Genomic DNA, 26,165 nt, shown 5'->3' with positions numbered 1-26,165 from the left:
AGACTGTCACTCCTTTTAAAACTCCAATTGTGGCTTGAGCCATAAAAACGTCGAAAAAACATAAATAAAGGGGAATTTTATCCCCAATAGTCAGCAAGGCGGTAATATAGTGAAAGAGGATAAAAGAAAATTGTTCACATTTTTATCCACAGGCTGTTGATAAATGCGGAGGAAAAGAAAGATATTCACACCGAAAAGCAATATAATCATAGCAAAAGAACTCTTACATTTCAATGAATTCACGGTTTTTATCCACAAATTCAATAACTTGTGCATAAAAATAACGCACACCACTACATATTGTTTATAATTTGTTTAAATTTCGACAGAAGCCGAAAAAACTCTTATAAAATTGTGCACAGGTTGTCAGAACAGAACCCTTTTTTCGCGAAAAGTTATCCACTGATGCTAGTGTGAGCCTCTCTATAGAACGGCATACGTAAAAATACAAAAAGCCTGCAAACTTTAAGTTTGCAGGCTTTTGAACTGTGATTAATGAAAGCTCGTTATCTGAGAGAACGGCTTCTAATCCAGTTTGCGCTGGAATTTGGCGATCATCTCATATTCCTCTTCCAGCTTGCGAGACAGGCGGATGAAGATCGGCAGCAGCTCCTTGTACACAGCCGCATGCTCCTTAACGGGGGTATGCTCATGCGTAGCACCGACCATATCGGCTACTACGTCCAGAGACTCCACTCTTCCGGTTGCATACAGACCGAGAACAACTGCACCTAGACAGGAGCTCTCAAAGCTCTCTGGGATGATGACCTGCTGATCGAAGATATCGGCCATCATTTGTCTCCAGAGTGGGGAGCGGGCAAAGCCGCCTGTAGCGAGGATGCGCTTAGGCTGTCCGATCTGTTCCTCCATGGCAAGCAGTACCGTATAGAGGTTGTATATAACCCCTTCGAGCACCGCACGGATCATATGCTCCTTTTGGTGATTGAGCGTTAAGCCGAAGAAGGAACCCCGTGCATTAGAGTTCCACAGAGGAGCTCTTTCGCCCGCAAGATAGGGGTGGAAAATCAGGCCGTCTGCACCTGGCCGCACCCGTTCCACGATTTTGGTCAATACATCGTAAGGGCTGATTCCTAGACGCTTTGCTGTCTCTACCTCTGCGGCGGCAAACTCATCCCTTGCCCAGCGGAATATAACACCGCCGTTGTTCACTGGCCCGCCGATAACCCAATGCTTCTCCGTCAGAGCGTAGCAGAAGATACGTCCCTTCGGATCCGTGATTGGCCGATCAACCACCGTGCGAATCGCGCCACTGGTACCTATTGTAACGGCAACAACCCCGGGCTCGGTGGCATTAACGCCAAGATTGGACAAGACACCATCGCTGGCCCCAAGAATGAACGGAGTATCTACGCGAAGTCCCATTTGGTCAGCATAGACCGGGCTTAAGCCTTGCATTTGCTCTGTTGTAGGTACAAGGCGGGACAGGCGATCCGGAGTTACCCCGGCGATGCGCAGTGCCTCCTCGTCCCATTCCAGGCGCTCAAGATTCATGAGGCCCGTACATGATGCCATGGAATGATCAATGACATATTCCCCGAATAATTTGAAGAAAATGTACTCTTTTATAGAAATAAATTTGTGTGCTGCTGCGAACAGCTCGGGCTCCTCCCGGTTCATCCACAGCAGCTTTGTCAGCGGAGACATAGGATGAATGGGGGTTCCCGTTCTTAGGTAGATTTCGTGACCGCCCATTTCAATTTTGAGGCGCTCTGTCCATTCGGCACTCCGGTTATCAGCCCAGGTCATTCCTCTCATTAAAGGTACGCCATTTGCATCGACAGGTACTACGCTGTGCATCGCAGAGCTGAAGGAAACAAACATGACTTGTGCCGGATCAATGCCGCTTTGATTCATAATTTGTTTTACAGAGCTTAAGACTGCCATGAAAATTTGATCAGGATCCTGCTCCGCAATGGACGGAGTGGGGGTGAATAGAGGATATTCCTCCCCGCCTTTAGCAACAATCGTGCCGTCTTCTTCAAACAACACTGCTTTCGTGCTGGTGGTTCCGATATCTACACCAATCATATAATTTTTCTGTTTCGACATATTAAGACCTTCTCTCCAGCTTTTTTATCTCTATATAATAGTATGGTTAAACAAGAGACGATTAGCCCTAGCCTAAGGGTTAATCGTCTCTTGGTAATCAATGAATTAAACAAATGCACTTAGGACAAGAATCAGCACCAATCCAACGACGGACAAGAGGGTCTCCATGACGGTCCAGGATTTGAGTGTCTGAGGTACGGACATGTTAAAGAACTCCTTAACCATCCAGAAGCCTGCATCATTTACATGGGACAATACGATCGAGCCTGCACCTGTTGCCAGCACAACCAACTCGACATTAGCTCCAGGGGTTAGGGCGAGTACAGGAGCTACGATGCCAGCCGCTGTAGTCATAGCTACGGTTGCGGAGCCGGTAGCTACACGGATCAGAGCAGCTACGAACCAGGCAAACAGAATGACATTGATATGCGCATGGGTTGCTAAGTCGGCAATAGCTGCGCCGACGCCGCTGTTAATCAGCACCTGCTTGAACGCACCGCCGCCTCCGATGATCAGAATAATTGTAGCGGTTGGCGCCAAGCACTCGCTCGCGAACTTGGACACCTGCTCCTTGCTGAAGCCACGGCCGAAGCCAAGGGTGAAGAAGGCGAAGACTACAGAAATCAGAAGGGCAATGACTTCATGGCCGATAAATTCACAGAACACCGTAAAGCTGCTAGTTGCATCTGGATCGAGGATATCTGCAACCGAACCGATCAGCATAAGAATAACAGGCATCAGAATGGTAAGCAAAGTGATGCCGAAGCCAGGAAGGTCTTCACCTTGTTTGGACCCGAATTGCTTGGCAAGGTTCTCTGGCGGTGTGACTTGAATCCGCTTACCAATAAACTTGCCGAAGACAGGACCGGCAAGGATTGCCGTCGGAAGACCGATGATAAGTGAGTATAGAAGGGTCTTACCTAAATTAGCATTATAAGCATCGATAGCAATCATTGGAGCCGGATGGGGCGGTACAAGTCCGTGAACAGTGGAAAGACCCGCCAAGACCGGAATCCCAATTTGCAGCAATGACATTTTGGTTTTACGGGCTACGGTAAAGACAATTGGAATCAGCAGAATGACGCCGACTTCAAAAAAGACCGGAATACCTACCACAAATCCGACAATCATCATGGCCCAGTGAACGCGGCGTTCTCCAAATTTCTCGATCATCGTATTGGCAATTCGCTCCGCGCCGCCTGATTCAGCCATCATCTTACCCAGGATCGTGCCGAGCCCGATAACGATGGCGATTGTTCCAAGTGTACCGCCAAGCCCGCCAGTTACGGAAGAGATAGCGTCCGCCGGTTTCATTCCTGCCAGCAGACCAAGCATGAGTGCCGAGATGAGCAGAGTAACAAAAGGATTCCATTTATATTTGGAGATCAGAATAATTAGAAAGGCAATAGTGAACAGCGTCCAAATTAGCAGTGTCGTTTGATGACTTAGGCCAAATAAGGATTGCATAGAAGTAAACCCCCTCTAAGAAGTGATAGCAAATTAAATGCAGCGCTTACAAACAACCGGTAAACATAGCAGCATTAGTATGGGCTGCGGGTTCCAAATTCATTTGTTGTATACTTGTCGACAACTTTGTGCGCAGTGAGAGGATAGCCTCTCTGGCCCTCCTTTATAATGGAGGAAGGCTGCGCTGAAGCGTATGGCGGGAATCGGTGAAATAAGCGTTAACCTCTTGCTGTATCCGCTCTTTGTCTCTGGATTCAAGCCCTTCGATCAGACGAAGATGTTTACCGATAACCATCTCCAGATGTGCTTCGCCCTTGGTGAATATTTCTTCTGTGGTGATCAGCAGCACAGCCATGACAATATGACGAATGCCGTTCCATAAATGCAGAATGCGAGAGTGATTTGCTTCATGAATGATCGTCTCATGAAAGGTTAAGTCCTGCAAAGAGAACTCCTCAGGATCATTATGCTTTGCGGCTAGCTGCATCTTATCCGTGATCTTCTTCAATTGAGCAATGAGGCCCTCTTGATTAGAGCCGGCTAGACTTGCTTGAGCAAAACCTTCAATTAAATAGCGGACATCGTATAATTCCTCGATATCCTTCAAGCTGAGACCGAGCACTACAGCTCCCATCCGTTCTAAACGGATCAGTCCTTCGGCTGACAGCACTTTAAGCGCTTCCCGAACGGGCGATCGGCTGGTACCGAAGTCAGCAGCAATCCGATTCTCGGACAGAATTTGGCCTGGCTCAATAGATCCCTTTATAATTTGCAGACGAAGCTCGCTGGCAATGGATTCACCTAGTGATACACCTTGCAGCCATGAAGCGGGATATTGCATCTTCATTAACTCTCCAATCCATGTTAATTCGTATAACGATCATACCATGAAAAGGAACGTGGTGTTTCTAGAATATCACTCCTTCAATCTGTGTACTTGTATACAAGTTAGAATGTACTCATTTTAACTCTAAATATGTTCACTGTAAATACAAATTTGAAAGCGCATTACAATTTATTTTATATTGATAACTCTGTACAAATATGTATAATTGCTATTTTAATGAGTTATACACATGTGCATAACTGTTTTTCTGCTGTATTTCTGGCTAAATATTGTGGATAAATCCAGAAAAAGAATCACGGGGCCAAGTTGACTTTAACTCGATTTCGTGGTTAAATGTATAAAGGCTTTTTCTGCGGTTAGAACTAGGAAGAAGAAGAGAATTCCTGTTAGGGGGTGCAATAAATGAGACCTACTTTCAAACCAAATGTGAGCAAGCGTAAAAAGGTTCATGGTTTCCGTAAAAGAATGAGCACGAAAAACGGCCGTAAGGTGCTGGCAGCTCGTCGTCTTAAAGGCAGAAAAGTACTCAGTGCGTAATACGTGCCTGCGTAAAGACCACTACGGTGGTCTTTTTTTCGTATGTGGCCTATGCCCGGGGGGCGATGTGCTGCATATTTACCGGCAGAACTAACCGACTATATATTAAGGTAATTATCAACTGTTCCGCATTTGTGGTTCGGGTAAGTCAAGGAGATCGCCGTGCATAAGAAACTACGTTTACGAAATCGTGCCGATTTCGGCCGGGTATATCGATTTGGAAAATCATTTGCAAACCGGCAGTTGGTGGTATATTGGTCTACCAAGCATGAGGTTGAGCGGTTCCGGCTCGGCGTATCCGTAAGCAAGAAAGTTGGAAATGCTGTTGTCCGCAACCGGATGCGTCGTCTGATTAAGGAGATTGTTCGCCAGCATAAGGAGAAACTGATCGATCATGTTGACATCATCTTCATTGTGCGCAAAGGCGCTGTAGATATGGAATATCGGGAGCTGGAGAAGAGTGTGCTTCATGCGCTGCGCAAAGCCTCGCTGCTCAAGGGCTCGCGGGTGTGAATAGCCTGTTTTCTTTGTCCCTTTAAATATGGTATGATTTAGGCTGATGGATAGGTTAAGAGAGGGGTTTTGAAGTGTCTCGAATGAAGACTAACCGAAGCAGATGGATACTGCTTATTCTTGCTATCGGGCTTATGGCTGTTCTTGCAGGCTGCGGGACAAGCGCGCAATCTGCTACAACCACCGAGGATCTTAGGAATGGCGGCTTCTGGAATGCCAACGTCGTCTACTGGTTCTCCTTAGCGCTCGATACCTTCGCCAAATGGTTCAATGGTGAATATGGACTTGCTATTCTTATCATGGTGTTAATTGTACGAACGCTTATTTTACCGTTAACACTGAAGCAAGTAAAGAGTTCGAAGGCTATGCAGGCTATTCAGCCGCAACTGCAAAAGATTAAAGAGAAGTACAAGGACAATCCTCAGCAACAGCAGCAAGAGACGATGAAGCTGTTCCAGGAGAACAAAGTCAATCCGATGGCTGGCTGTTTCCCGCTGTTGATTCAGATGCCGGTGTTCATTGCCTTGTATAACTCTATTATCCATAACTCTGCGATCCGGGATCATACTTTCCTGTGGTTGCAGTTGGGTAAACCGGACCACTTGTTTATTCTGCCAATCGTGGCAGCGATTACGACATTCGTCCAAACTAAGATGATGTCCAGCATGAATCCGTCCAGTGTGGCGGGTCCAATGCAGTTCATGATGTTCATTTATCCTGTGTTGATTTTCTTTATGGCATATAACTTCCCGTCTGCACTTCCGCTTTACTGGATCTACAGTAACCTGTATACCATTGTGCAGAACTACTTCCTTTACCGTAAGCCTAGTAACATTGTTGTTGACAGCGGACCTGATGAGGGAAGCGGTAAAGGCAAGTCCAAACGTGGAGGTTCCAATTTAAAAGCCGGCACTCCGAATCGGAGCGCTAAGGAGGCCAAAAAGTCGAAATGAACAAAGTAGTGACGTCGGGAAAAACCATTGAAGAAGCTGTTAGACAAGGATTGGCCAAGCTCGGTGCGACCGAGGAACAAGTTGCCGTGAATGTGCTCCAGCAGCCGTCAAAAGGATTCCTGGGACTGATTGGAGTTCGGGCAGCGAAAGTGGAACTTACGCTGGTCCAAGAACCTCCTGTATCAGTGCCGTCCGAGGAGTTAAGGCCTGCACCCAAGCCTGTAGCTGAAGCCGCTGAGCAAGTGGACAGCAAGGCGGATGGGCCAAGCCCTTATGAAGCGGCGGCGTCATTCCTTCGTGAAGTCGGCGAAAGTATGGACCTTCAGGTGGAAGTGGATATTAAGCGCGGAAGAGATGGAGCTGTTCTGAATATCTCCGGCTCAAATCTTGGTCTTCTGATTGGCCGTAGAGGGCAGACGTTGGATGCTCTGCAGTACTTGGCTAACATTGTAGCGAATCGTTACTCAGACAGCTTCGTTAGGCTGGTACTGGATGCCGAGAACTTTCGGGCACGCCGCAAGAAGACGCTAGAGGAGCTGGCTGAGCGCTTGGCCAATCGGGTGGTTCGAACCCACAAAGAGGTTTCACTTGAACCGATGCCAGCTTTGGAGCGAAAGGTGATTCACTCCAAACTGCAAAATCACCCTGAAGTCAAAACGTACAGTAAAGGCGATGAACCGAACCGGCGAGTCGTCATTACCCTGAAGGCGAAGTAACACATCAGAGATACAATGGCGTGCTGCCCTTATGGCGGACGTCATTGTTTTTTATTTATTAGAAACAATAGAGAGGAGAGGTGAGAGATATGTTAAGCGATACAATTGCCGCGATCTCTACAGCGGTGGGAGAAAGCGGTATTGCGGTAATCCGTGTCAGCGGACCGGATGCGATTAAGGAAGTGGGCCAGCTGCTGCGGAGCCGAACGCCGCTTACAGAAGCGGATAGCCATACGGTTCATTACGGCTTTATTATAGATCCGGCAACTCAGGACAAGCTGGAAGAGGTGCTGGTGACCGTGATGAGGGCACCTCGTTCTTTTACCACGGAAGATGTCGTCGAGATCAGCACGCATGGCGGGGTAATTTCTGTCAAACGGGTTATGGATTTACTGTTGCAGCAGCCGAATATTCGCCTGGCAGAGCCCGGTGAATTTACAAAGCGTGCATTTCTGAATGGACGGATTGACCTGTCCCAGGCGGAAGCGGTCATTGACTTGATTCGCTCAAAGTCTGACCGGGCATTCTCTGTAGCTCTAAAGCAGGTTGAAGGAGAGCTATCCCGTCAAATTGGCATACTGCGACACTCCTTGGTGGAGACTATCGCTCATATTGAAGTGAATATCGACTATCCTGAGCATGATGTGGAGTCATTGACGACTGCCTTCATCAAGCGCAAGTGTTCTGAGGTTATGGAAGGGATTGACCGTCTTCTTGTTACTGCCAACCAGGGGAAGATCCTAAGAGAAGGGATTACCACAGCTATAGTGGGCCGGCCGAATGTCGGGAAGTCTTCACTGCTTAACGCTCTGGCGCAAGAGAACAAGGCGATTGTTACTGATATCCCGGGAACGACAAGAGATGTGATTGAGGAGTTTGTAACGATTAATAATATCCCTTTGCGTCTATTGGATACTGCGGGGATCCGGGAAACTTTGGATGTGGTTGAACGCATCGGGGTTGAGCGATCCAGAGCAGCGGTAGGCGATGCGGACTTGATTCTGCTTGTGCTTAATGGTGCTGAGCCTCTGCATGAGGATGAAATTACACTGATGGACAGCCTTCGTGGCCGTCAGGTCATTGTTCTCATCAATAAGACAGACCTGCCGCAGCAGCTTGATCGGGAACAGATCCGGGCTCACTTCTCAGAAAGCCAAATGGTGGAGCTGTCTGTAAGAACACAGGAGGGCCTGCCGGCTTTGGAAGAGGCCATTACTCAATTATTCTTCGGCGGGAAGCTTGAATCAAGCGATCTGACCTATGTAAGCAATGTTCGCCATATCTCTCTGCTCCGAAAGGCCAAGCAGTCTCTACAGGAGGCTTATGAGGCAGCGGATGCAGGGATTCCGATCGATATTATGCAGATTGATGTTCGGAATGCCTGGGAGCAGTTGGGTGAGGTCATTGGCGACTCGGCTCCGGATGCGCTCATTGATCAGATTTTCTCCCAATTCTGCCTTGGGAAATAAAGCTTCACTGTAAAAGAATAGGGGTTGCACGTTTATGAACGCCCACTTCATGGTATGATGAGAAGGCGGTATTCATATAAAATTTTAAATATTAGGATCCAAAGGTGATCCTTAACTATATGATTCGTTATCAGATGAACTAACACCACGGCAAGCTGTGATTATGGAGGGGGATGCATACTTTCCCTGCCATGTTCTTCAGGTGGTTTCAGTGTTAGTTCCATTCATAGGAGGGATAAAAATGAGCTATCCAGCAGGAAGCTATGATGTCATCGTAGTGGGTGCAGGCCATGCGGGCACGGAAGCAGCACTGGCTGCAGCACGTATGGGCTGTAACACGCTTATGGTGACGATCAACTTAGATATGATTGCTTTCATGCCTTGTAATCCGTCTATTGGGGGCCCAGCGAAGGGGCATGTTGTTCGGGAAATAGACGCCTTGGGCGGAGAAATGGGCCGTAATATTGATAAGACCTTCATTCAAATGAGAATGCTGAATACAGGGAAGGGACCTGCCGTTCATGCACTTCGAGCACAGGCCGACAAGTTCTTGTACCAGCATGCCATGAAAGAGACGATGGAGAAGGAGCCTAACCTGACCATGCGTCAAGGTATGGTTGAAGAGCTGATCGTTGAAGATGGTACATGTGTAGGGGTTGTGACCAAGACCGGGGCAGAATATCGAGCACAGGCTGTAGTTCTCACTACAGGAACCTATCTTCGGGGCAAAATTATCATGGGCGAGCTCATGTATGAGAGCGGTCCGAATAACCAGCAGCCTTCCGTTGGTCTTGCTCATAATCTGAAGGAGCATGGCTTTGAGCTGGTTCGCTTTAAGACGGGAACACCGCCGCGGGTTCATAAAGATACGATTGATTTCTCCCAAACTGAAATTCAGCCAGGAGATGAGAAACCTAAGTTTTTCTCTTATGAAACGAAAGATTCAAATAATGAGCAGCTTCCTTGCTGGTTAACTTATACCTCCATTGAAACCCATGAGATTATCAACGCGAACTTGCACAGGGCGCCAATGTTCTCAGGGGTGATTGAAGGCACGGGGCCGCGTTATTGCCCATCCATTGAGGATAAAATTGTTCGGTTTAGCGATAAGCCGAAGCACCAAATTTTCCTTGAGCCTGAGGGGAAGAACACCTCTGAATACTATGTTCAAGGTCTATCGACAAGCATGCCAGAGGATGTTCAGCTGCAAATTCTGCGCTCTATCCCGGGCCTGCAGAATGTAGAGATGATGCGTACTGGTTATGCTATTGAATATGATGCCATGGTTCCGACACAGCTCTGGCCTTCCCTGGAGACTAAGCGGATGCCAGGCTTGTTCACGGCTGGACAAATTAACGGAACATCGGGTTACGAGGAAGCTGCTGGACAAGGAATTATGGCCGGTATTAATGCAGCACGTAAAGTGCAAGGGAAAGAGCCGGTTATTCTGGACCGTTCTCAAGGATATATCGGAGTGCTTATTGATGATCTCGTGACTAAGGGCACGAATGAACCTTATCGTCTTCTTACATCACGAGCGGAATACCGCCTCTTACTTCGTCATGATAATGCCGATTTGCGGCTTACGCCAATTGGGCATGACATTGGCCTAATTTCTCCAGAGCGCTATGCCAGCTTCGTGGATAAGAAAGAAAAGGTAGAACGCGAGATCGAGCGTCTGAAGCAGACCAAGGTTCGTCCTTCCGAGGTGAACCCACTGCTTGAACAGGTTGGATCTGCACCCATTCAAGATGGAAGTAATCTACTGACTATTTTGCGTCGTCCTGAAGTGACTTACGCACTGATTGAGTCGCTCTCTCCTTCGGAAGAAGTTTTGGATGAGGAAATGAAGGAGCAGGTAGAAATTCAGGTAAAATATGCAGGCTATATTGAGAAGCAGCTGATTCATGTAGAACGCCTGCAAAAGATGGAGAAGAAGAAGATCCCAGAGGATATCCAGTATGAGGATATTCAAGGCTTAGCCATTGAAGCTAGACAGAAGATGGCAGCCATCCGTCCGATCTCCATTGGCCAGGCATCACGTATCTCAGGTGTAACGCCTGCGGATATTTCAATCCTTCTGGTATACCTGGAGCATTATAACCGGGTTACTGCTTCCAGAGAGGGGTAAGACAGATGGATGAAGTACAAGCAGAGCTGGTTAGTCTGCTCGCTGAGCGGGGGATTCAGCTGAACGAAGTACAGCTTGACAAGTTTGAGATTTATTATCGTGAGCTGGTCAGCTGGAATGAGAAGATGAATTTGACGGGGATTACAGACCGTCATCAGGTATATGTGAAGCATTTCTATGATTCCGTGACCTTAGCTTTCTATGTAGATATGTCCAAGATTGACAATATGGCAGATATTGGGTCGGGTGCGGGGTTCCCCGGAATTCCGTTAAAAATTGTGTATCCGCATTTGAAGCTGACGATTGTGGATTCCCTGAACAAACGGATTCAGTTTCTCAACCATATTACCAAGTCTATACAATTAGCGGATGTTAATTTCTTACATGGGCGTGCAGAGGATGTTGCTAGACAGAAGGGGCTTCGAGACAGCTTTGATCTTGCTACAGCGAGAGCCGTCGCAAGAATGTCTGTTCTCAATGAGTTTTGTCTTCCTTTTGTGAAGCCTGGCGGGATTTTTGTAGCTATGAAGGGGACCGATCCAAGCGAAGAGCTTAAGGAAGCTAAGAGAAGCTTCAAAGAGCTTAAAGGGATATGGAGGGAAACCTTCCCATTCCAGCTTCCGCATGAGCAGTCTGACAGACATATTATTATAATTGATAAAATAGGAGCGACACCTGCGAAGTATCCGCGTAAGGCCGGAACTCCTTTGAAATCTCCAATTTTGTAAGAGGTAGGGCGCCTGAGGCGCCCTTTTTTTTATGAATGATGAAGATGATAAATTGATTGACAGAATGTTCCACGTGAAACAAGGCGAATAATAAAGGAAAAATCCTTATAGACATAGAATAGGATTATAGAGGAAAAAGTGGTAGAATAGATGTATATTATAGATTGATAACCCGGATGCGGTTAACCCCTATTTCATTTAGCTGCAATTAAATCGAAATACATAAAAGGGCGCACCGGATGGGAAGGATTTAACGGCAGTACCTATTGCCCCATATACGTATGCAGACGATGGAATTAGCGTTCCTGTCTTGAAGACGATCATAAGGCATTGCCTTATGAAACTATGAAATTAGGTGGTAATCTACGGAATGAAAGAACAATTTTCTAAATTGTTTGGTTTAACCGAACGAAGTAGCGGAGATGAAGTGAAGCAAATCCCTGTGGATAATATCGTCAGCAGTCCATATCAGCCTCGTACCATTTTTGATGATGAGAAGATTGATGAGCTTTGCCAGACGATTAAGACCCATGGTGTGATTCAACCGATCGTTGTTCGATTTCGTAATGACACGTATGAGATTATTGCAGGAGAACGCCGTTGGAGAGCAGTTAAGAAGCTTGGTTACGAGACGATCCCTGCAATTCTTCGTGATTTTAACGACTCTCAAGCAGCTTCTATTGCACTGATAGAGAACTTACAGCGTGAAGGGCTTACTTCAATAGAAGAAGCAATCGCTTACCAGAATTTGATTGATCTCCATCAATTAACGCAAGAGAGCCTCGCGCAGAGGCTGGGGAAGAGCCAATCAACCATTGCTAACAAAATCAGGCTTCTTCAGCTTCCAGATGGGGTTAAGGCTGCGTTGATGGAACGGAAGGTTACAGAGAGGCATGCGCGAGCGCTGCTATCTCTTGATACAGAAGAGCTTCAATTGAAGGTTCTTAATGAGATTATTTCCAAGGAACTGAATGTAAAACAAACTGAAGCAAGAATAGCTTTTTATAAAGAAGTAGCCAAAACCAAAAAATCCAAGCGTATCTCTTTTACGAAAGATGTTCGTCTTGCCTTGAATACAATTCGGCAATCCATTGATATGGTATCTGGTTCCGGGATGCAGATTAAGACATCGGAAAAAGATCATGAGGATCATTATGAAATCGTGATTCAGATTCCTAAGCGATAATGGATAAGGTGTGCACACGGGGGGCGGCAATCAGGGCCGCTTTTTCGTCTTTTTGTAGCTGCAGCCAAGGCAATCTCATCTTTTGACTACAAGAAGATTCCTTTATAACATTGAGGTGAACAGGGTTGTCTAAAACTATAGCCATTGCAAACCAAAAGGGCGGGGTCGGCAAAACAACGACATCCGTTAACTTGGGAGCAGGTCTGGCAACATTAGGTAAAAAGGTTTTATTAATTGATATTGATCCTCAAGGTAATACAACTAGTGGAATCGGGGTTAACAAAGCGGATGTTCCCAATTGCATTTATGATGTTATTATTAATGAAGTACATCCTAAAGAAGCGATTGTTGCCACGCAAATTGAGGGCTTGGATGTTATTCCAGCTACAATTCAATTGGCAGGTGCAGAAATCGAATTGGTGCCCACCATATCCCGTGAAGTCAGATTGAAGAAAGCCATTCAGTTAGTAAAGAACGATTACGACTATATCTTAATCGATTGTCCCCCGTCTCTTGGTATTTTGACATTGAACTCACTTACAGCTGCTGATTCTGTATTGATTCCCATCCAGTGTGAGTACTATGCACTTGAGGGATTAAGTCAGCTGTTAAATACAGTGCGGCTGGTGCAAAAGCATTTGAATACTTCCCTTGAAATTGAAGGTGTTCTGCTGACCATGTTTGATGCACGGACTAACCTCGGCATTCAAGTTATTGAAGAAGTGAAGAAATACTTCCAATCGAAAGTATACCGAACGGTTATACCACGCAACGTACGATTAAGCGAAGCTCCTTCTCATGGTCAGTCCATTATGACATATGATCCTCGATCCAAGGGAGCAGAGGTATATCTAGAGTTGGCAAAGGAAGTGATTTCTTATGAGTAAGCGTTTGGGAAAAGGGCTCGATGCTCTTATTCCGTCGCTTTCAGTAAGTGAGGATGATAAGGTCGTAGACATTCCACTGAGTCAACTTCGCGCAAATCCTTATCAGCCAAGAAAGACTTTTGATGAAGAAGCCATTCGAGAGCTTGCCGAATCTATTCGTCAGCATGGTGTGATTCAACCGATCATTGTTCGCAGTGTATTGAAAGGATATGAAATCATCGCCGGAGAGCGAAGATTCCGCGCATCTCAATATTGTGGGAATAGCACCATTCCTGCTGTTGTTAGATCCTTTACGGATCAGCAGGTGATGGAGATTGCCTTGATAGAAAATCTGCAGCGGGAGAACCTAAATGCAATGGAGGTTGCGGTTGCGTACCAAGGCCTGATGGATCAGTTCGATTTGACCCAAGAGGAATTATCTTTAAAGGTAGGTAAATCCCGTTCTCACATTGCTAACTTCTTAAGACTCCTTGCACTTCCAGAAGAAGTGAAGGAATATGTTTCACGTGGAACACTATCCATGGGACATGCAAGAGCCTTGGTGGGCATCAAGGATGCCGCAGTTCTTAAGCAGCTTGCTAAACAATGCATAGATAGTGAGTGGAGTGTACGTGAGCTGGAAGATGCTGTACAGCAGCTAGATAGGAAAAATAAGGATAAGTCAAAGGTTCAAACTAAGAAAAGGGACCCTTATATTGAAGAGGTAGAAGAGTCACTTAGAGAACGTTACAAGACAACCGTAAAAATCAAATCAAATAAGGAAAAAGGTAAAATCGAAATCAATTATTACAGTCAGCAAGATCTTCAGCGTTTACTCGATTTACTTCAATAAAAGATATGACATATTTGTCTTGGAATAAGACAGGTATGTCATTCTTGGTCTAAGGTGCTCAAAGGAGAGAAGAGGCTTGTTAGATCGCTCAGTTATTTACCTGGATCATGCCGCAACATCATGGCCCAAACCCGATTCTGTGATTAAGGCTGTTACCGAATCATTGGTGGGTATAAATGGAAATGCTGGAAGAGGGGCGCATAGTATGGCTTTGCATGCAGGACGTGTTTTAATGAAGACGCGTTTGTTGTTAGCAAAGTTATTTCAAGCGTCCAATCCCAATGATTTTGTCTTCACATCGAATGCTACTATGGCTTTAAACATGGCTATAAAAGGATGGCTTCAGCCTGGGGATCATGTTATTACTACCATGTTGGAACACAACTCAGTACGGCGTCCTTTGGAGTATCTAAGAAGAACCCTGGGGATCGAAGTTGAATATGTACAGGCTAACCCTTCAGGGGACCTGGATATGAAACAATTAGCCTCGGCTTTTCGTTTAAATACAAGGTTAGTTATATGTACTCACAGCTCAAACCTGCTTGGATGTATTCTGCCTATTCACGAAATTGCGGAGCTGGCTCACCGCCATGGGGCAGTTATATTAGTCGATGCGGCGCAGACTGCAGGAGTTGTTCCTATTCGAGTGGATGAAATGGGTATTGATATGCTGGCATTTCCAGGGCATAAAGGCTTACTTGGCCCGCAAGGAACAGGTGGCCTATACGTACGATCTGACTTGAATCTAAACCCACTGCTGCACGGGGGGACCGGCAGCCAATCTGAGGAGCCGGAACAGCCGGAAGTGAGACCAGATCGCTATGAAGCAGGTACAGCCAACACGCCTGGGATTGCGGGTCTCGGTGCAGGTGTAGAGTGGGTGCTTCAGCAGGGGATAGAACATATTTATGAGCAGGAGTGGAAAGCTACTCAGTGGATTATGAGCGAGCTTAAGAAGCTGCCTGATATCCGATTGCTCGGTCCCGAATTAGGACGAGAACGGACTGGGATTGTATCATTCGTGATTGAGGGGCAGGATCCAGCAGAGACAGCCTTCAGATTAGATCGGGAGTATAGGATTGCAGTCCGGGCAGGATATCACTGCACTCCACTGGGGCACGAGACTGCGGGTACAAAGACTACTGGAGCGGTGAGAGCTAGTGTGGGTTATGAGACAACGGAGCGAGAATTGACTGCATTTGTTGAGGCTGTGCAAAAGATTAGGCAGAGATCGTAGTGCAATGAAATGAAACACCAAGAGCCGCTTTTGATGGGCAACTGTAAAGGAGAAGAACATAGGCATGCAGGATTTGAACGAGCTGATTATGGATCAATTGTTTTGGATTGTTGGTATTTTTGCAGTATTGATCTTATGGCTGCTCATTTGGAATATCGTACAAGGAAGCAAGCTAAAAAAAATTCGTAAGAAGTATGAGGTCATGATGGCTGGTACAGGGGTAGAGAATTTAGAGACCCTGTTAATTGATCTTAAAGTTCAGCTCGATCAGGTTGAAGACGAACATGGGAAGCAACAGCGGCAACTGGAGCTTCTGGAGAAGGCAATTCCAAAACAAAAGGCCAAAATCGGCATCAAGCGGTATAACGCTTTTGCCGAGCGGGGGAGTGATCTTAGTTTCTCTTTGGCCATTATAAATGAAGCAAAGGATGGGGTTGTAGTTACAGGGATTTACAATCGTGATGGTTCCTATGTTTATGCTAAGCCCTTGAACAAAGGAGCTTCTGAATACACACTCTCACCTGAAGAGCAAGAAGCAATCATTCTCGCCATAGAAGAGGCTTAAAGCCCCGATTCCATTCCTTCATCGCAGAATATAGGCTGCTGGCAATGATCTCGGATAGACGCATGACCAGACTTAGCCGTGTATTTTGCAATACGAAATACTCCATAAAGCCGCCGACGTTGACGATGCCCGTAAGATGGATATCGCCGACCGGCGGTAATTCTTTATTTACCCCCGCGCCAGGCTTTAGAGGCCCCTTTACGACTTGAATGCACCCCACACTAGAAGATTGACCTAGACAAGCATCGATTCCTATAATAAAAGGGTGATTGAATCTGGTTTCAATCTGGGTAAGGGTATCCTGCAGGTTCATGGCGTGAACAGGTTCTTCCAAAGTTCCGTATAAATAAAATGGGAGTTTGGCAAATTTGGAGAGGGAAGTACCCACAAGTGGGCCAAGGCAATCTCCGGTAGAACGGTCAGTTCCTATACATACGACGACAATAGGACGGTGTGCAGCCTGGTCAGAGAAGTGCATAAGAAGTCGGTGGATAATCGCAGTATGAACGCCAGGCTCTGTATGGGATACTTTTAGACAAGGAATTTCTTGACTGTCTGGCGGCGTCTTTGGCTCAATTTGTGACATGATATCTTTCCTTTCTCCTGTAAGCAATATGAAAGAACAAGGCCAGGCTTGAACATAGGAAATAAAGAGCTAATGTCAGGATTTGAGATATGGCAGCAGTGGACCATTCTATGCGGTCAGCTTATTCTAGTTGCTATCTAGTATATGGAAATTAAGTGGATTTTATACTTGTCACCCTAAAGGAGGGGAAGGGCTGTGGAACACTGGCTGGTTATGGCATTTGATTCGACCCAGCAGGCGCTCAGGGCCGAAATGCTGATGGATTATCTGGAGCTGGAATATGACTTGTTCCCTACTCCGAAGGCCATTACGGCCGGTTGTGCTTTGTCCATTCAATTTCCTAAGGAATGCTTGGATCAGGTTATAGAGATCATCCGTCAGGAGAAGGTAGAAATACGAGGCATTTATAGTAATCATTCAGGCAGCTATGAACCAATCGGCATGAAGGAGGCGTAAGGCATGAGCATGATGATGTTTGCGGAGACAGAGGATCTGGGGGCTAAAGAGACGGTCGAAGCAGCAAAAACCTGGAGTCAGAATATGTGGGATAGACTCACTGATCCGGGAATGTGGGAGACGATTCTATTCTCAGGATTACGGATTATCGTTATTTTTCTACTTACCAGACTCTTCGTTAAAATTATATTTAAACTTATAGACCGTTCATTAGAACGCCGGGAAAACAATAGGCTGAGCGTTAATCCAAGGCGATTTGTTACAGTAGGAGAGCTGCTTAAAAACGTAGTCTCCATTGCGAGTAATTTTATTATGCTGATGCTTGTTCTCGGGGAAATTGGCGTTAAGCTCGGACCACTGCTGGCAGGGGCTGGTGTGCTTGGTCTCGCGATTGGTTTTGGGGCACAAAGTTTGGTCAAAGATGTTATTACAGGCTTCTTCGTTATTCTGGAGGATCAGTTTGCAGTAGGGGATGTCATTCAGACAGGAACGTTCAAGGGAACGGTCCAGATGATCGGGCTGAGGTCAACAAGGTTGGTAAGCTGGACTGGAGAGGTGCATATCATTCCGAACGGTTCCATTACCACGGTGACGAACTATTCTCTTAACAACGCTTTGGCTGTGGTGGACCTGCCCTTTGCGAGCGCAAAGAAACTGGAGGAGGCCATTGACCTGCTCAGAGAAGCTATGATTCAATTACAGAAAAGCAGCGGAACTATTAATGAAGTACCTCATGTGCTAGGCATTCAGTCTTTGAGCTCCAGTGAATTTGTTGTTCGAATTACTGCCGACTGTCCGCCAGGAACGAAGGCAGAGGTCGAGCGGGAGATTCAGACGTATGCCAAGCAAGCGTTGGAAGAGGAAGAACAGCGGCAATTGCAGCAGAAGTCCGGCAGTGAAGGTTAGCGAAGAAGGAGGGGCCATATTGGAACGGAAAGTATTTGGATTGGGTGATATCGTACAGATGAAGAAGAACCATCCATGCGGAAGCAATGAGATGGAGATCATTCGAATGGGGATGGACATACGGATCAAGTGTGTCGGCTGCAAGCACAGCGTGCTGATTCCCCGGGCTAAATTTGAGAAGAATATGAAGAAGGTTCTTCGCTCTGCTGTAGAGCCCATTGACAACGAAGCAGTGGAAGGGTAAGGTGTGGTAGAGTCTTTTTGGGAATATTGCAATCTGCACAGTGTTATGATAAAATAAGTATTGCTGCGGAAAGGTACCCAAGAGGTCCAAGGGGGCTGACTCGAAATCAGTTAGGCGTCGCAAGGCGTGCGTGGGTTCGAATCCCACTCTTTCCGCCACTTAAAAAACCGCATGGTTGTAACGTTATCAGTACGATATGTTTACGGAAACGAAGCGGACCTTACGGAAACTGATTCAATAATACCTTGATGATTCCGAACCCTTTACGTTAATTAAACGTAGGGGGTTTTTGTTTATGGATAAGCGTACGGGAAGAAAAACGGTGGGGCAGCGGGTACCGATTGAAGTAACGGCGTTACCGTCGTACTCGCTAGAGGAGGCGCAGGATTATTTTATTAAAGTTAAGCGAGCAAATAATCTTAAGGAACGCACGATTATCGGATACAAACAGAACATGCAGTATTTTATCTATTGGAGAAGTCGACGCTCAAAGATGTGACATCGTCGATTTTACGGGAGTATGTCATATGGTGTCCTAATGAGAAGCTATTGCGAAGGGCATCCCTAAAAATTTGAATTGATGAATGACCTAAAGAGAAACTCAAAAAGGATATTAATGACTACATATACTTTTACAATTAGGAACGATTACAAGCAAGACTAAATGACCTTAGACAATGGAATCAGGACCAAGGCCGCTAAAACTAAATTTGTACTGTCTACTTGACGGGGAGCGATCCAAATATCGTAGCTAGCTTTATTACGTTCATATTATGTGCCAAAAAAACAAAAAAATGGTAGATAATTACTAATAATTCCTAACTGTCGACCTATTCAATAAGTTGAAATTATAGAATAATATTACAAGTGTACATAAAATCTAAGATTGGAGTTGAAGAGAATGATGATTAAAAAGTTTATTGGTATGTCAGTTTTATCACTATCGCTTTTAGTGGGGATGACTTCTGGATCGGCTTTAGCCTCAGCCTCTGCCTCAACTAATTCGACGTCGACAATCGGAGAATCTAGTTTTTTTATTGAATCAGCGCAATCAAAGTATGTAAGGTTTGTTGATAGAATTGTCGCAGGGAAGGAAATTCCGCCTACAAAATCTTATAAAGAGCCTGCGGCGGATGGATCATGGAGGGGTACTCTACAACTAGAGAGTGTTGAAAAACAAGTGGGTGACAACACTGGTGTTGTTTGGTACTATGCGGTTTATACAGGAACCGTATATTTTTACGGGACAAATTAAATGGAACTTTACATTAGGTGGCAGTTAAAGACGGTTAGCTAGGATTTGCAGTAACTATTTATATAAGCAGCCAGTCGCGGAATTTAGTGACTGGCTGCTTATATAAATTTAAAATACTAAGATGAAGCTATGTTCAACAATAGCAGTTATGAACAATTAAAGTCCTAAAATAAATCCTAGTCAAAAAAGAAATCCTAGTCAAAAAAGAAATGTTTACTTAATAACTTACGTGCTTTTGTTTGTTTAAATAAGGCCCCCTCGTCAGGGGACCCTGGTTGACGGTGCACACCATATTGGAATTCTTCTCTCACAACCAGGAAACGAGGACAACTGCTTTTTTAAGGCAGTTTACCGAAAAGGATACTTCCTAACAGGCACCTTGTCTCAGTGAATCGTGAATAAGACTCCTAACGGTATTGCAGCGGCTTGATCCAACGGAACCACACCTCTCCTTCGTGCACCGTCATAAAGTATTATGTCCCGTAACAACAGGATTATACATGCTCCGAAGAAATAAATCCGGCGATTAGTGCACCAAAGCTTTCTCGGCCTTCTTCCACTTGCGATCCTTGTTTGTTGTCTCTGGGAAAGTCTCGCCCCGTTTTAGCTTAATGCGCTTAGGATTGGTAATCTGAGTATGAAAGCTGCGGGCTTCGCCGACTTCAGTGTAGATTCCGTCATTCGGCGCCTTATCTCCAGGTTCGAACTCTGTGCGTTCACCCACGATCCCGATACCTCCTTTAGAGTATTTTTGGACTGCCCTCCTATTATGCTCCATTCCTAAACCCTCAATAAGCGGGGAAAACTGGCTGTTTATAACACTTAAAAAAGAAAACTTGCGCCCACATCGCCGATTTGTTATATTAATATGGTGCGAGTTTACGCTCGCTCCTTGCTCCTAGCCTTGAGTTAGGGGCCGTGAGTCCAAGAGGAGGTGAAAGATATGCGCAAATACGAAGTGATGTACATTATTCGTCCAGACGTTGAGCAGGAAGCTGTTCAAGCAACTGTCGAAAAATTCCAAGGCATCATCCAAAACGGTGGAGAAATTACAAAGCATGACGTTATGGGCAAACGCCGTCTTGCGTATGAGATCAACAAGTTCCGTGATGGAGTTTACGTACTCGTAAACTTTACTGCAACGCCAGATGTTGTGAACGAGCTTGAGCGGATCCTGAAGATCTCTGACGAGATCATCCGTTATCTCATCACGAAAGACGTTGCTTAATAACCGTTTGTAAAGTATCGCCCAAAGGAGGGAATTGGATTGTTGAACCGTGTCATTCTGATCGGACGGCTTACCCGGGACCCCGAGCTTCGTTATACACCAGCTGGTGTTGCGGTTACCCAGTTCACGCTGGCCGTGGACAGACCGTTTACATCGCAAGGTGGAGAGCGAGAAGCGGATTTCATTCCGGTCGTTACGTGGAGACAGCTGGCAGAGACCTGTGCCAATTACTTGCGCAAGGGTCGCTTGACCGCAGTGGAAGGACGTATTCAAGTACGGAATTACGAGAATAACGAAGGTAAACGTGTATACGTGACCGAAGTGATTGCCGATAATGTCCGTTTCTTGGAGTCTAACCGTGAGGGCGGAGGAGGCGGACAGCAGCGGGAAGAATCTCCATTTAATGGAGGCGGCGGCGGCGGTGCAAACCGTGGTGGCAACAACTACTCGCGCGGCAATCAGGATCCATTCTCTGACGACGGGAAACCGATTGATATATCGGATGATGATCTACCATTTTAACTTGGAAAGGACTGAATAAACATGGCTTTCAAGCAAAGAGAAGGCGGAGACAACGACAAAAGACCGGCACGCCGTGGCGGACGTAACAAGCGTCGTAAAGTTTGTTTCTTCACTGTGAACAAAATTACTCACATTGACTATAAAGACACTGAGCTGCTGAAGAAATTCATCAGCGAGCGCGGCAAGATTTTGCCACGTCGTGTGACTGGCACCAGTGCAAAATATCAACGTCTCTTGACGATCGCTATCAAGCGTTCTCGTCAAATCGCGTTGCTTCCTTACACTACGGAATAATATCCGTCTGAGGGAGACAGAGCCGACAGTGGCTATCCACTGTCGGCTTTTGTATTATACAGAGCTGCCTACTGATGTCATGTAGATACAGGATTGTATCAAGATATATTGCAATAAGTGACGTATAAAATAGGGAAACTAAACGGATAAAACGACCCACCTTTTTGTGCGTGTCCAGTGGACATTGATGTTCCGATTATGGACGAAATTGAGGTTAGTTACAGCAAAAATGATGAATTTTATCGTTAAAATATACTAAACTCCCGGAGAATAAATTTACGATTTTGATTATAAATATACATAATTGCAATTGGATATGATTTAACATTCGATGACAACTCCTTGATGCATTCACGAATGATCCGTCCATGCCAAAAAGTTTTTATACGGGTATTAAAAAAAGTTCTTAATAAAATTGAATAAAAAGTATTGGAATTTTGGTAGTAATCAGGTATATTATTTACTAAATCAAAACACAGAAGGAACGAGGCAGTCATTCATGATCCCTGTGTTAAATTAAGTCCCTTCCGCTGAGCAGCGGAATCTGTTTTACAACTAATTGACCTGTGGTTATTTATTCAAAGTATAGCTCATACATTTGATCCTAAATCACCCCTGGTCAAGCCGGGAATGAGTTTTGTTTGAAGCAGTTAAAACCGAGTAAGCTAATAGGTTTTTACTTGTTAAGAAAACTGACACATTTTCGAAGCAGGACGGCTCTTAGTCATTCAGCGGCTGTTCTGGGTAACCCGTCGGATATATTATTCTATAATATATTTTCAGAAGTATGTATTTAAAAAGAGGAGGATCATGCATGACAAAGAAATGGAACCTAATGCTGGCGACCGTACTGGCCCTGACCCTGGTACTTTCGGCTTGCTCCAGCGGCAACAACAAGAGCGCTACCAACGCTGCGAACTCCGGCACGAACACGAACACAAGTGCAAACAAGGGAGAGGCTGACAAGAGCCAGAACGAGAGCGGCTTGATCAAAGCGGCTGACCCATCCCAGAACCCAGCACCAGCACTTGCTCGTAAAGACACCATGATCGTTGGTATGACTGCTCCTAAGGGCGTGTTCAACCCACTGTTTGCAGAAACATCTTATGACCAATATGTAAACAGAATTATTTTCGATACGTTCTCAACTGTTAAAGCGGACGGAACATATGAGAACAGCCTGGCTGACTCCGTAGATGTCTCCGAAGACAAGAAAACTTATACTTACCATTTAAAACAAGGCGTGAAGTTCACAGACGGTACTCCAGTAACTGTTAAAGACTGGTACTTCACTTTGAAATTATACCTTGATCCTGCTTATGACGGTGAGTCCGATCTGATGGCAGCCAACATTGTAGGTTCTAAAGAATACCATGAAGGCAAAGCTACAGAAATTTCCGGTGTTAAGATCATTGATGATAACACCGTTCAAATTACTGTAAGTGATTATACCGCTCTGACTCAAGTATACCTTGGTGGAGTTGAATTCCTGCCTGAACATTACTATGGTAAGGGCTATAAGAAGGGCAACCTTGATACTGTAAAAGCATTGAACGACAAGCCGCTCGGCAGCGGTCCTTATATTATGAAGGCCTACAAAGCAGGCCAAGAGGTTGACTTCGAAGCAAACCCAGATTACTTCAAGGGTGCTGCTAAGACGAAGAATATTATCTACAAAGCGACAACACCTAACACGAACATGTCCCTGCTGCAAACTGGTGAAACAGATATGGATAACATCTCTGTAACTCAGGATAATGTAGACGAGCTGAAAGATTTGGGCTTCCTCGACCTGCAAATTCTGCCTAACAATGGTTATGGTTACATCGGTATGAACTTGAAACGTGACAAGTTCAAAGACCAAAAGGTACGTCAAGCGCTGACTTATGGTTTGAACCGTAAAGATATTGTAGAGTCCGTATACGGCACTTATGCTGATGTTATTGATATTCCAGAATCCAAAGTATCTTGGGCTTACACAGATGAAGGTATCACTCATTACAACTTTGATCTAGAGAAAGCCAAAAAACTCCTGGATGAAGCTGGATGGAAGGTTGGTTCTGACGGAATTCGTGAGAAGAATGGTGAGAAATTCACAATTAACTTCTCTGCAACAGCCGATAACGAAGTTGTAGAAGCATTGCTTCCAATCTTGACCCAGAACTACAAGGATCTTGGTATTGATGTAAAAGCTGATACCCTTGATTTCAACGCAATCATGGATAAGAAAACCAAAGGCGACTATGACATGTACTTCGCTGCTTGGGGTCTGACTCCAGATCCGGACAACACGGTATATATTACTGGCGGTGCTCAGAACGATTCCGGTTACTCTAACAAGAAAGTCGACGAGCTGATGGCTAAAGGTAAGAAAGAGCTGGATCTTGAGAAGCGTAAAGCAATCTATGCTGATATGTACCGTGAATTGAACAAAGACGTTCCGTTGATCTTCATGTACCAAAGAACGAACATGTATGCAATCAACGCTCGTGCACAAGGCTTTGATCTTTCCCCGTACAAAGATTTTAACTACAGCTTGTACCAAGTTCAATTGCAACAATAAAACATCACAGGATATGCTCAGCCCCCTTAGGAGGGCTGGGCATATCGACTTGTAGCCAGGAGGAATTTTGATGAGGCAATATATCATCCGGCGGCTTCTGCAAATGATTCCGACGCTTATTGGCATCTCGCTGATCGTGTTCGCAATCTCGAAGATGGTACCGGGGGACTATATTTCTGGGAAAGCCAGCCCGAATATGACTGCTGAGAAAAAGGCTGAGCTTCGCGAATTGTACGGTATCGACAAGCCTTTCTTTAAAGGCTACATCGATTGGGCTGGCAATATGGTAAAAGGCAATTTAGGTGAATCGTTTCAACACAAAGAGCCTGTAACCAAAATTATTAACCGTTATGTCTGGAATTCATTCATTATTGCATTCGCCAGTTTGATCATCAGCTGGATTATTGCTGTTTTTGTGGGTGTCTTCTCTGCTAAGTTCCAGTATTCACTATTTGATAGGATAGTTACCTTACTAGTCTTCCTATGTATGTCTTTACCTTCTTTCTTTATAGGTCTGCTATTTATTAAGCTATTTGCATTGGATTGGAAGATATTCCCTGTAGCGGGGATGACGACATCCGGCCAGGTTCTGACAGGCTGGGCTTATATTAAAGACTTAGCGAATCATATGTTCCTTCCTACGGTTGTACTGGTAATGCTGAGCACAGGCAGCTTGACTCGTTATTTCCGTACCGGCATGCTGGAGGTTATTCGTCAGGATTACATCCGCACAGCTCGTGCGAAAGGTCTTAAAGAACGTACTGTCATCTTTAAGCACGCACTTCGTAATGCTCTATTGCCAGCGATTACATTGCTTGGCTTCGAACTGCCGGCACTGTTCGGCGGCGCTATGATTTTGGAGAAAGTGTTTGTATGGCCTGGTATCGGTCAAGTATATCTGGAATCGATTAATATGCGGGATTATCCGTTTATGCTCGGCTTTACGATGTTCCTTTCAGTACTTACTCTCCTGGGTAATTTGCTCTCCGATGTGCTGTACGGAGTTGCAGATCCAAGAATTCGCTTAAAGTAGGAGGAGATTTAGTTGTCCGTTGAGGTTGCACCTGTAGAGACGAATATAGAAGCACCGGTAGTGAAGCCAGCTTCACCGTGGAGAACAGCCTTTAAACGTTTTTCACGCAACAGGCTGGCTCTGCTGGGGCTTTTGATCTTGATAGTGATGTTGCTTATTTGTATTATTGGACCTTTTCTATCGCCATACAGCTTATATCAATATAAGCTGATTGATAAGAATCAGCCGCCAAGTGCTGCGCACTGGTTCGGCACAGATAAGCTCGGACGTGATATTCTGCTGCGTACGATGCTTGCAGGTCGTATTTCTATGACCGTAGGCCTTGTGGCTACGGCAATTGCTGTTATTATTGGCGCTACCCTCGGGGCGTTAGCTGGTTTCTACCGCAAAGCTACAGATACGGTGATCATGCGTATAGCGGATATTTTTCTGGCTTTGCCACAGCTGCCGATTCTGATTACGCTGGGAGCTATTCTCTCCGAACTGAAAGTAGAGCCGTCCAAACGGATTTACTTCTTGATGCTGATTATCGGTGCACTGGGCTGGGTGAGTTTGTCTCGTCTTGTCCGCGGCCAAATTCTGACGCTCCGCGAGCAGGAATTCATGCAGGCAACAGAAGCGCTTGGTCTGAATGACCGCCGCAAGATTTTCCGTCACCTGCTGCCTAATACTATTCCAATTATTATCGTATCCGCTACCCTTGGTGTAGCTGGGGCTATTATTACAGAATCAGCACTGAGCTTCCTCGGGGTTGGTGTTGTACCGCCAACGCCATCATGGGGGAATATGATCTCTGCTGCCAACAATCTGATTGATTTCCGTAAGCGTCCATGGCTTTGGATTCCACCGGGTATGTGTATTCTGATTACCGTTACGGCGATTAACCTGATCGGTGATGGTCTGCGGGATGCTCTCGATCCTAAAATGAAAAAGTAGGAGA

At 45.5% G+C, this 26,165-nt stretch carries 28 protein-coding genes and 1 tRNA gene; 24 read left to right on the top strand and 5 right to left on the bottom strand.

Going from position 1 to position 26,165, the window contains the following annotated elements; all coding sequences use genetic code 11:
• Positions 1 to 525 precede the first annotated feature (525 nt).
• The 3 genes from gntK to DCC85_RS22805 form a co-directional block, all read right to left on the bottom strand.
• Complete coding sequence (gene gntK, locus DCC85_RS22815) at positions 526 to 2,070, bottom strand: gluconokinase (protein WP_108467638.1); 1,545 nt, start codon at positions 2,068 to 2,070, stop codon at positions 526 to 528.
• Positions 2,071 to 2,175: 105 nt separating this feature from the next.
• On the bottom strand, positions 2,176 to 3,537 hold the full coding sequence (locus DCC85_RS22810) for a GntT/GntP/DsdX family permease (protein WP_108467637.1): 1,362 nt from the start codon (positions 3,535 to 3,537) through the stop codon (positions 2,176 to 2,178).
• Positions 3,538 to 3,700: 163 nt separating this feature from the next.
• Positions 3,701 to 4,378 (bottom strand): GntR family transcriptional regulator, encoded by a 678-nt coding sequence (locus tag DCC85_RS22805; RefSeq protein ID WP_108467636.1) that lies wholly within the window; start codon positions 4,376 to 4,378, stop codon positions 3,701 to 3,703.
• A gap of 408 nt (positions 4,379 to 4,786) precedes the next feature.
• Between DCC85_RS22805 and rpmH the strand changes: the two genes are divergently transcribed.
• From rpmH to DCC85_RS22745, 12 genes are all read left to right on the top strand, one after another.
• Positions 4,787 to 4,921 carry a 50S ribosomal protein L34 gene (rpmH, locus tag DCC85_RS22800; RefSeq protein ID WP_019914530.1) on the top strand — a complete coding sequence of 45 codons (135 nt, stop codon included), beginning with the start codon at positions 4,787 to 4,789 and terminating at the stop codon, positions 4,919 to 4,921.
• Between the two features lie 162 nt (positions 4,922 to 5,083).
• Positions 5,084 to 5,434 carry a ribonuclease P protein component gene (gene rnpA / locus DCC85_RS22795; RefSeq protein ID WP_108467635.1) on the top strand — a complete coding sequence of 117 codons (351 nt, stop codon included), beginning with the start codon at positions 5,084 to 5,086 and terminating at the stop codon, positions 5,432 to 5,434.
• A 74-nt stretch (positions 5,435 to 5,508) separates the two neighbouring features.
• A complete protein-coding gene (locus tag DCC85_RS22790) occupies positions 5,509 to 6,387 on the top strand; it encodes a YidC/Oxa1 family membrane protein insertase (RefSeq protein WP_108467634.1) in 879 nt (292 codons plus the stop codon).
• The gene (gene jag / locus DCC85_RS22785) at positions 6,384 to 7,103 is read left to right on the top strand and encodes an RNA-binding cell elongation regulator Jag/EloR (protein WP_108467633.1); all 720 of its coding nucleotides are present in this window, start codon (positions 6,384 to 6,386) and stop codon (positions 7,101 to 7,103) included. The genes DCC85_RS22790 and jag overlap by 4 nt, the downstream gene beginning before the upstream one ends.
• 89 nt (positions 7,104 to 7,192) lie before the next feature.
• Positions 7,193 to 8,572: a tRNA uridine-5-carboxymethylaminomethyl(34) synthesis GTPase MnmE gene (gene mnmE, locus DCC85_RS22780; protein ID WP_108467632.1), complete on the top strand. Its 1,380-nt coding sequence runs from the start codon at positions 7,193 to 7,195 to the stop codon at positions 8,570 to 8,572.
• Positions 8,573 to 8,813: 241 nt separating this feature from the next.
• Positions 8,814 to 10,703: a tRNA uridine-5-carboxymethylaminomethyl(34) synthesis enzyme MnmG gene (gene mnmG, locus DCC85_RS22775; RefSeq protein ID WP_108467631.1), complete on the top strand. Its 1,890-nt coding sequence runs from the start codon at positions 8,814 to 8,816 to the stop codon at positions 10,701 to 10,703.
• Between the two features lie 5 nt (positions 10,704 to 10,708).
• Positions 10,709 to 11,431 (top strand): 16S rRNA (guanine(527)-N(7))-methyltransferase RsmG, encoded by a 723-nt coding sequence (rsmG, locus tag DCC85_RS22770; protein WP_108467630.1) that lies wholly within the window; start codon positions 10,709 to 10,711, stop codon positions 11,429 to 11,431.
• Between the two features lie 370 nt (positions 11,432 to 11,801).
• The gene (noc, locus tag DCC85_RS22765) at positions 11,802 to 12,617 is read left to right on the top strand and encodes a nucleoid occlusion protein (RefSeq protein ID WP_108467629.1); all 816 of its coding nucleotides are present in this window, start codon (positions 11,802 to 11,804) and stop codon (positions 12,615 to 12,617) included.
• 125 nt (positions 12,618 to 12,742) lie between these two features.
• Complete coding sequence (locus DCC85_RS22760; protein WP_108467628.1) at positions 12,743 to 13,504, top strand: ParA family protein; 762 nt, start codon at positions 12,743 to 12,745, stop codon at positions 13,502 to 13,504.
• Complete coding sequence (locus DCC85_RS22755) at positions 13,497 to 14,336, top strand: ParB/RepB/Spo0J family partition protein (RefSeq protein WP_108467627.1); 840 nt, start codon at positions 13,497 to 13,499, stop codon at positions 14,334 to 14,336. Before DCC85_RS22760 ends, DCC85_RS22755 begins: the two co-directional genes overlap by 8 nt.
• 76 nt (positions 14,337 to 14,412) lie before the next feature.
• Positions 14,413 to 15,573 carry an aminotransferase class V-fold PLP-dependent enzyme gene (locus DCC85_RS22750; RefSeq protein ID WP_108467626.1) on the top strand — a complete coding sequence of 387 codons (1,161 nt, stop codon included), beginning with the start codon at positions 14,413 to 14,415 and terminating at the stop codon, positions 15,571 to 15,573.
• 64 nt (positions 15,574 to 15,637) lie between these two features.
• Entirely contained in the window at positions 15,638 to 16,138 is a 501-nt protein-coding gene (locus tag DCC85_RS22745; protein WP_108467625.1) for a DUF4446 family protein, read from the top strand.
• Here DCC85_RS22745 and yyaC read toward each other — a convergent pair.
• Positions 16,113 to 16,724, bottom strand: a complete 612-nt coding sequence (gene yyaC, locus DCC85_RS22740; RefSeq protein ID WP_108467624.1) for a spore protease YyaC — start codon at positions 16,722 to 16,724, stop codon at positions 16,113 to 16,115. The two genes, DCC85_RS22745 and yyaC, sit on opposite strands and share 26 nt — an antisense overlap.
• Before the next feature lie 213 nt (positions 16,725 to 16,937).
• Here yyaC and DCC85_RS22735 point away from each other — a divergent pair, with 213 nt between their 5' ends.
• From DCC85_RS22735 to DCC85_RS22710, 6 genes are all read left to right on the top strand, one after another.
• Entirely contained in the window at positions 16,938 to 17,180 is a 243-nt protein-coding gene (locus DCC85_RS22735) for a putative Se/S carrier protein (RefSeq protein ID WP_108468023.1), read from the top strand.
• A 3-nt stretch (positions 17,181 to 17,183) separates the two neighbouring features.
• On the top strand, positions 17,184 to 18,086 hold the full coding sequence (locus DCC85_RS22730) for a mechanosensitive ion channel family protein (RefSeq protein ID WP_442789508.1): 903 nt from the start codon (positions 17,184 to 17,186) through the stop codon (positions 18,084 to 18,086).
• A 19-nt stretch (positions 18,087 to 18,105) separates the two neighbouring features.
• Positions 18,106 to 18,330, top strand: coding sequence for a DUF951 domain-containing protein (locus tag DCC85_RS22725; protein WP_108467623.1), 225 nt, complete (start codon positions 18,106 to 18,108; stop codon positions 18,328 to 18,330).
• A 67-nt stretch (positions 18,331 to 18,397) separates the two neighbouring features.
• Positions 18,398 to 18,488 (top strand) — tRNA-Ser (locus tag DCC85_RS22720).
• Between the two features lie 137 nt (positions 18,489 to 18,625).
• The gene (locus DCC85_RS22715) at positions 18,626 to 18,829 is read left to right on the top strand and encodes a hypothetical protein (protein ID WP_108467622.1); all 204 of its coding nucleotides are present in this window, start codon (positions 18,626 to 18,628) and stop codon (positions 18,827 to 18,829) included.
• Positions 18,830 to 19,231: 402 nt separating this feature from the next.
• Positions 19,232 to 19,585 (top strand): hypothetical protein, encoded by a 354-nt coding sequence (locus DCC85_RS22710; protein WP_108467621.1) that lies wholly within the window; start codon positions 19,232 to 19,234, stop codon positions 19,583 to 19,585.
• A gap of 526 nt (positions 19,586 to 20,111) precedes the next feature.
• On the opposite strand, the gene DCC85_RS22705 is transcribed toward DCC85_RS22710, so the two are convergent.
• Positions 20,112 to 20,309, bottom strand: coding sequence for a YjzC family protein (locus DCC85_RS22705; RefSeq protein ID WP_108467620.1), 198 nt, complete (start codon positions 20,307 to 20,309; stop codon positions 20,112 to 20,114).
• Between the two features lie 219 nt (positions 20,310 to 20,528).
• Between DCC85_RS22705 and rpsF the strand changes: the two genes are divergently transcribed.
• From rpsF to opp4C, 6 genes are all read left to right on the top strand, one after another.
• The gene (rpsF, locus tag DCC85_RS22700; protein ID WP_108467619.1) at positions 20,529 to 20,813 is read left to right on the top strand and encodes a 30S ribosomal protein S6; all 285 of its coding nucleotides are present in this window, start codon (positions 20,529 to 20,531) and stop codon (positions 20,811 to 20,813) included.
• A gap of 39 nt (positions 20,814 to 20,852) precedes the next feature.
• The gene (gene ssb / locus DCC85_RS22695; protein ID WP_108467618.1) at positions 20,853 to 21,335 is read left to right on the top strand and encodes a single-stranded DNA-binding protein; all 483 of its coding nucleotides are present in this window, start codon (positions 20,853 to 20,855) and stop codon (positions 21,333 to 21,335) included.
• Between the two features lie 21 nt (positions 21,336 to 21,356).
• Positions 21,357 to 21,629, top strand: a complete 273-nt coding sequence (rpsR, locus tag DCC85_RS22690) for a 30S ribosomal protein S18 (RefSeq protein WP_108467617.1) — start codon at positions 21,357 to 21,359, stop codon at positions 21,627 to 21,629.
• Between the two features lie 814 nt (positions 21,630 to 22,443).
• Complete coding sequence (locus tag DCC85_RS22685; protein WP_108467616.1) at positions 22,444 to 24,192, top strand: ABC transporter substrate-binding protein; 1,749 nt, start codon at positions 22,444 to 22,446, stop codon at positions 24,190 to 24,192.
• Positions 24,193 to 24,262: 70 nt separating this feature from the next.
• Positions 24,263 to 25,225: an ABC transporter permease gene (locus DCC85_RS22680; RefSeq protein WP_108467615.1), complete on the top strand. Its 963-nt coding sequence runs from the start codon at positions 24,263 to 24,265 to the stop codon at positions 25,223 to 25,225.
• 12 nt (positions 25,226 to 25,237) lie between these two features.
• Entirely contained in the window at positions 25,238 to 26,161 is a 924-nt protein-coding gene (gene opp4C, locus DCC85_RS22675) for an oligopeptide ABC transporter permease (RefSeq protein WP_108467614.1), read from the top strand.
• The last annotated feature ends 4 nt before the right edge of the window (positions 26,162 to 26,165 follow it).

This window comes from Paenibacillus sp. CAA11, from assembly GCF_003060825.1.
Classification (GTDB): domain Bacteria; phylum Bacillota; class Bacilli; order Paenibacillales; family Paenibacillaceae; genus Fontibacillus.
This window is presented reverse-complemented; position numbering and strand designations above follow the sequence as displayed.

Excerpts from the sequence above, each read along its gene's own strand:
- DCC85_RS22710 (WP_108467621.1), top strand. The coding sequence starts at position 19,232 with ATGATGATTAAAAAGTTTATTGGTATGTCAGTTTTATCACTATCGCTT.
- DCC85_RS22805 (WP_108467636.1), bottom strand. The coding sequence starts at position 4,378 with ATGCAATATCCCGCTTCATGGCTGCAAGGTGTATCACTAGGTGAATCC.
- DCC85_RS22735 (WP_108468023.1), top strand. The coding sequence starts at position 16,938 with ATGGCATTTGATTCGACCCAGCAGGCGCTCAGGGCCGAAATGCTGATG.
- noc (WP_108467629.1), top strand. The coding sequence starts at position 11,802 with ATGAAAGAACAATTTTCTAAATTGTTTGGTTTAACCGAACGAAGTAGC.
- DCC85_RS22745 (WP_108467625.1), top strand. The coding sequence starts at position 15,638 with ATGCAGGATTTGAACGAGCTGATTATGGATCAATTGTTTTGGATTGTT.
- DCC85_RS22730 (WP_442789508.1), top strand. The coding sequence starts at position 17,184 with ATGAGCATGATGATGTTTGCGGAGACAGAGGATCTGGGGGCTAAAGAG.
- rsmG (WP_108467630.1), top strand. The coding sequence starts at position 10,709 with ATGGATGAAGTACAAGCAGAGCTGGTTAGTCTGCTCGCTGAGCGGGGG.
- DCC85_RS22715 (WP_108467622.1), top strand. The coding sequence starts at position 18,626 with ATGGATAAGCGTACGGGAAGAAAAACGGTGGGGCAGCGGGTACCGATT.
- jag (WP_108467633.1), top strand. The coding sequence starts at position 6,384 with ATGAACAAAGTAGTGACGTCGGGAAAAACCATTGAAGAAGCTGTTAGA.
- gntK (WP_108467638.1), bottom strand. The coding sequence starts at position 2,070 with ATGTCGAAACAGAAAAATTATATGATTGGTGTAGATATCGGAACCACC.
- yyaC (WP_108467624.1), bottom strand. The coding sequence starts at position 16,724 with ATGTCACAAATTGAGCCAAAGACGCCGCCAGACAGTCAAGAAATTCCT.
- mnmE (WP_108467632.1), top strand. The coding sequence starts at position 7,193 with ATGTTAAGCGATACAATTGCCGCGATCTCTACAGCGGTGGGAGAAAGC.
- DCC85_RS22755 (WP_108467627.1), top strand. The coding sequence starts at position 13,497 with ATGAGTAAGCGTTTGGGAAAAGGGCTCGATGCTCTTATTCCGTCGCTT.
- DCC85_RS22680 (WP_108467615.1), top strand. The coding sequence starts at position 24,263 with ATGAGGCAATATATCATCCGGCGGCTTCTGCAAATGATTCCGACGCTT.
- DCC85_RS22685 (WP_108467616.1), top strand. The coding sequence starts at position 22,444 with ATGACAAAGAAATGGAACCTAATGCTGGCGACCGTACTGGCCCTGACC.
- rpsR (WP_108467617.1), top strand. The coding sequence starts at position 21,357 with ATGGCTTTCAAGCAAAGAGAAGGCGGAGACAACGACAAAAGACCGGCA.
- rpmH (WP_019914530.1), top strand. The coding sequence starts at position 4,787 with ATGAGACCTACTTTCAAACCAAATGTGAGCAAGCGTAAAAAGGTTCAT.
- mnmG (WP_108467631.1), top strand. The coding sequence starts at position 8,814 with ATGAGCTATCCAGCAGGAAGCTATGATGTCATCGTAGTGGGTGCAGGC.
- rpsF (WP_108467619.1), top strand. The coding sequence starts at position 20,529 with ATGCGCAAATACGAAGTGATGTACATTATTCGTCCAGACGTTGAGCAG.
- DCC85_RS22810 (WP_108467637.1), bottom strand. The coding sequence starts at position 3,537 with ATGCAATCCTTATTTGGCCTAAGTCATCAAACGACACTGCTAATTTGG.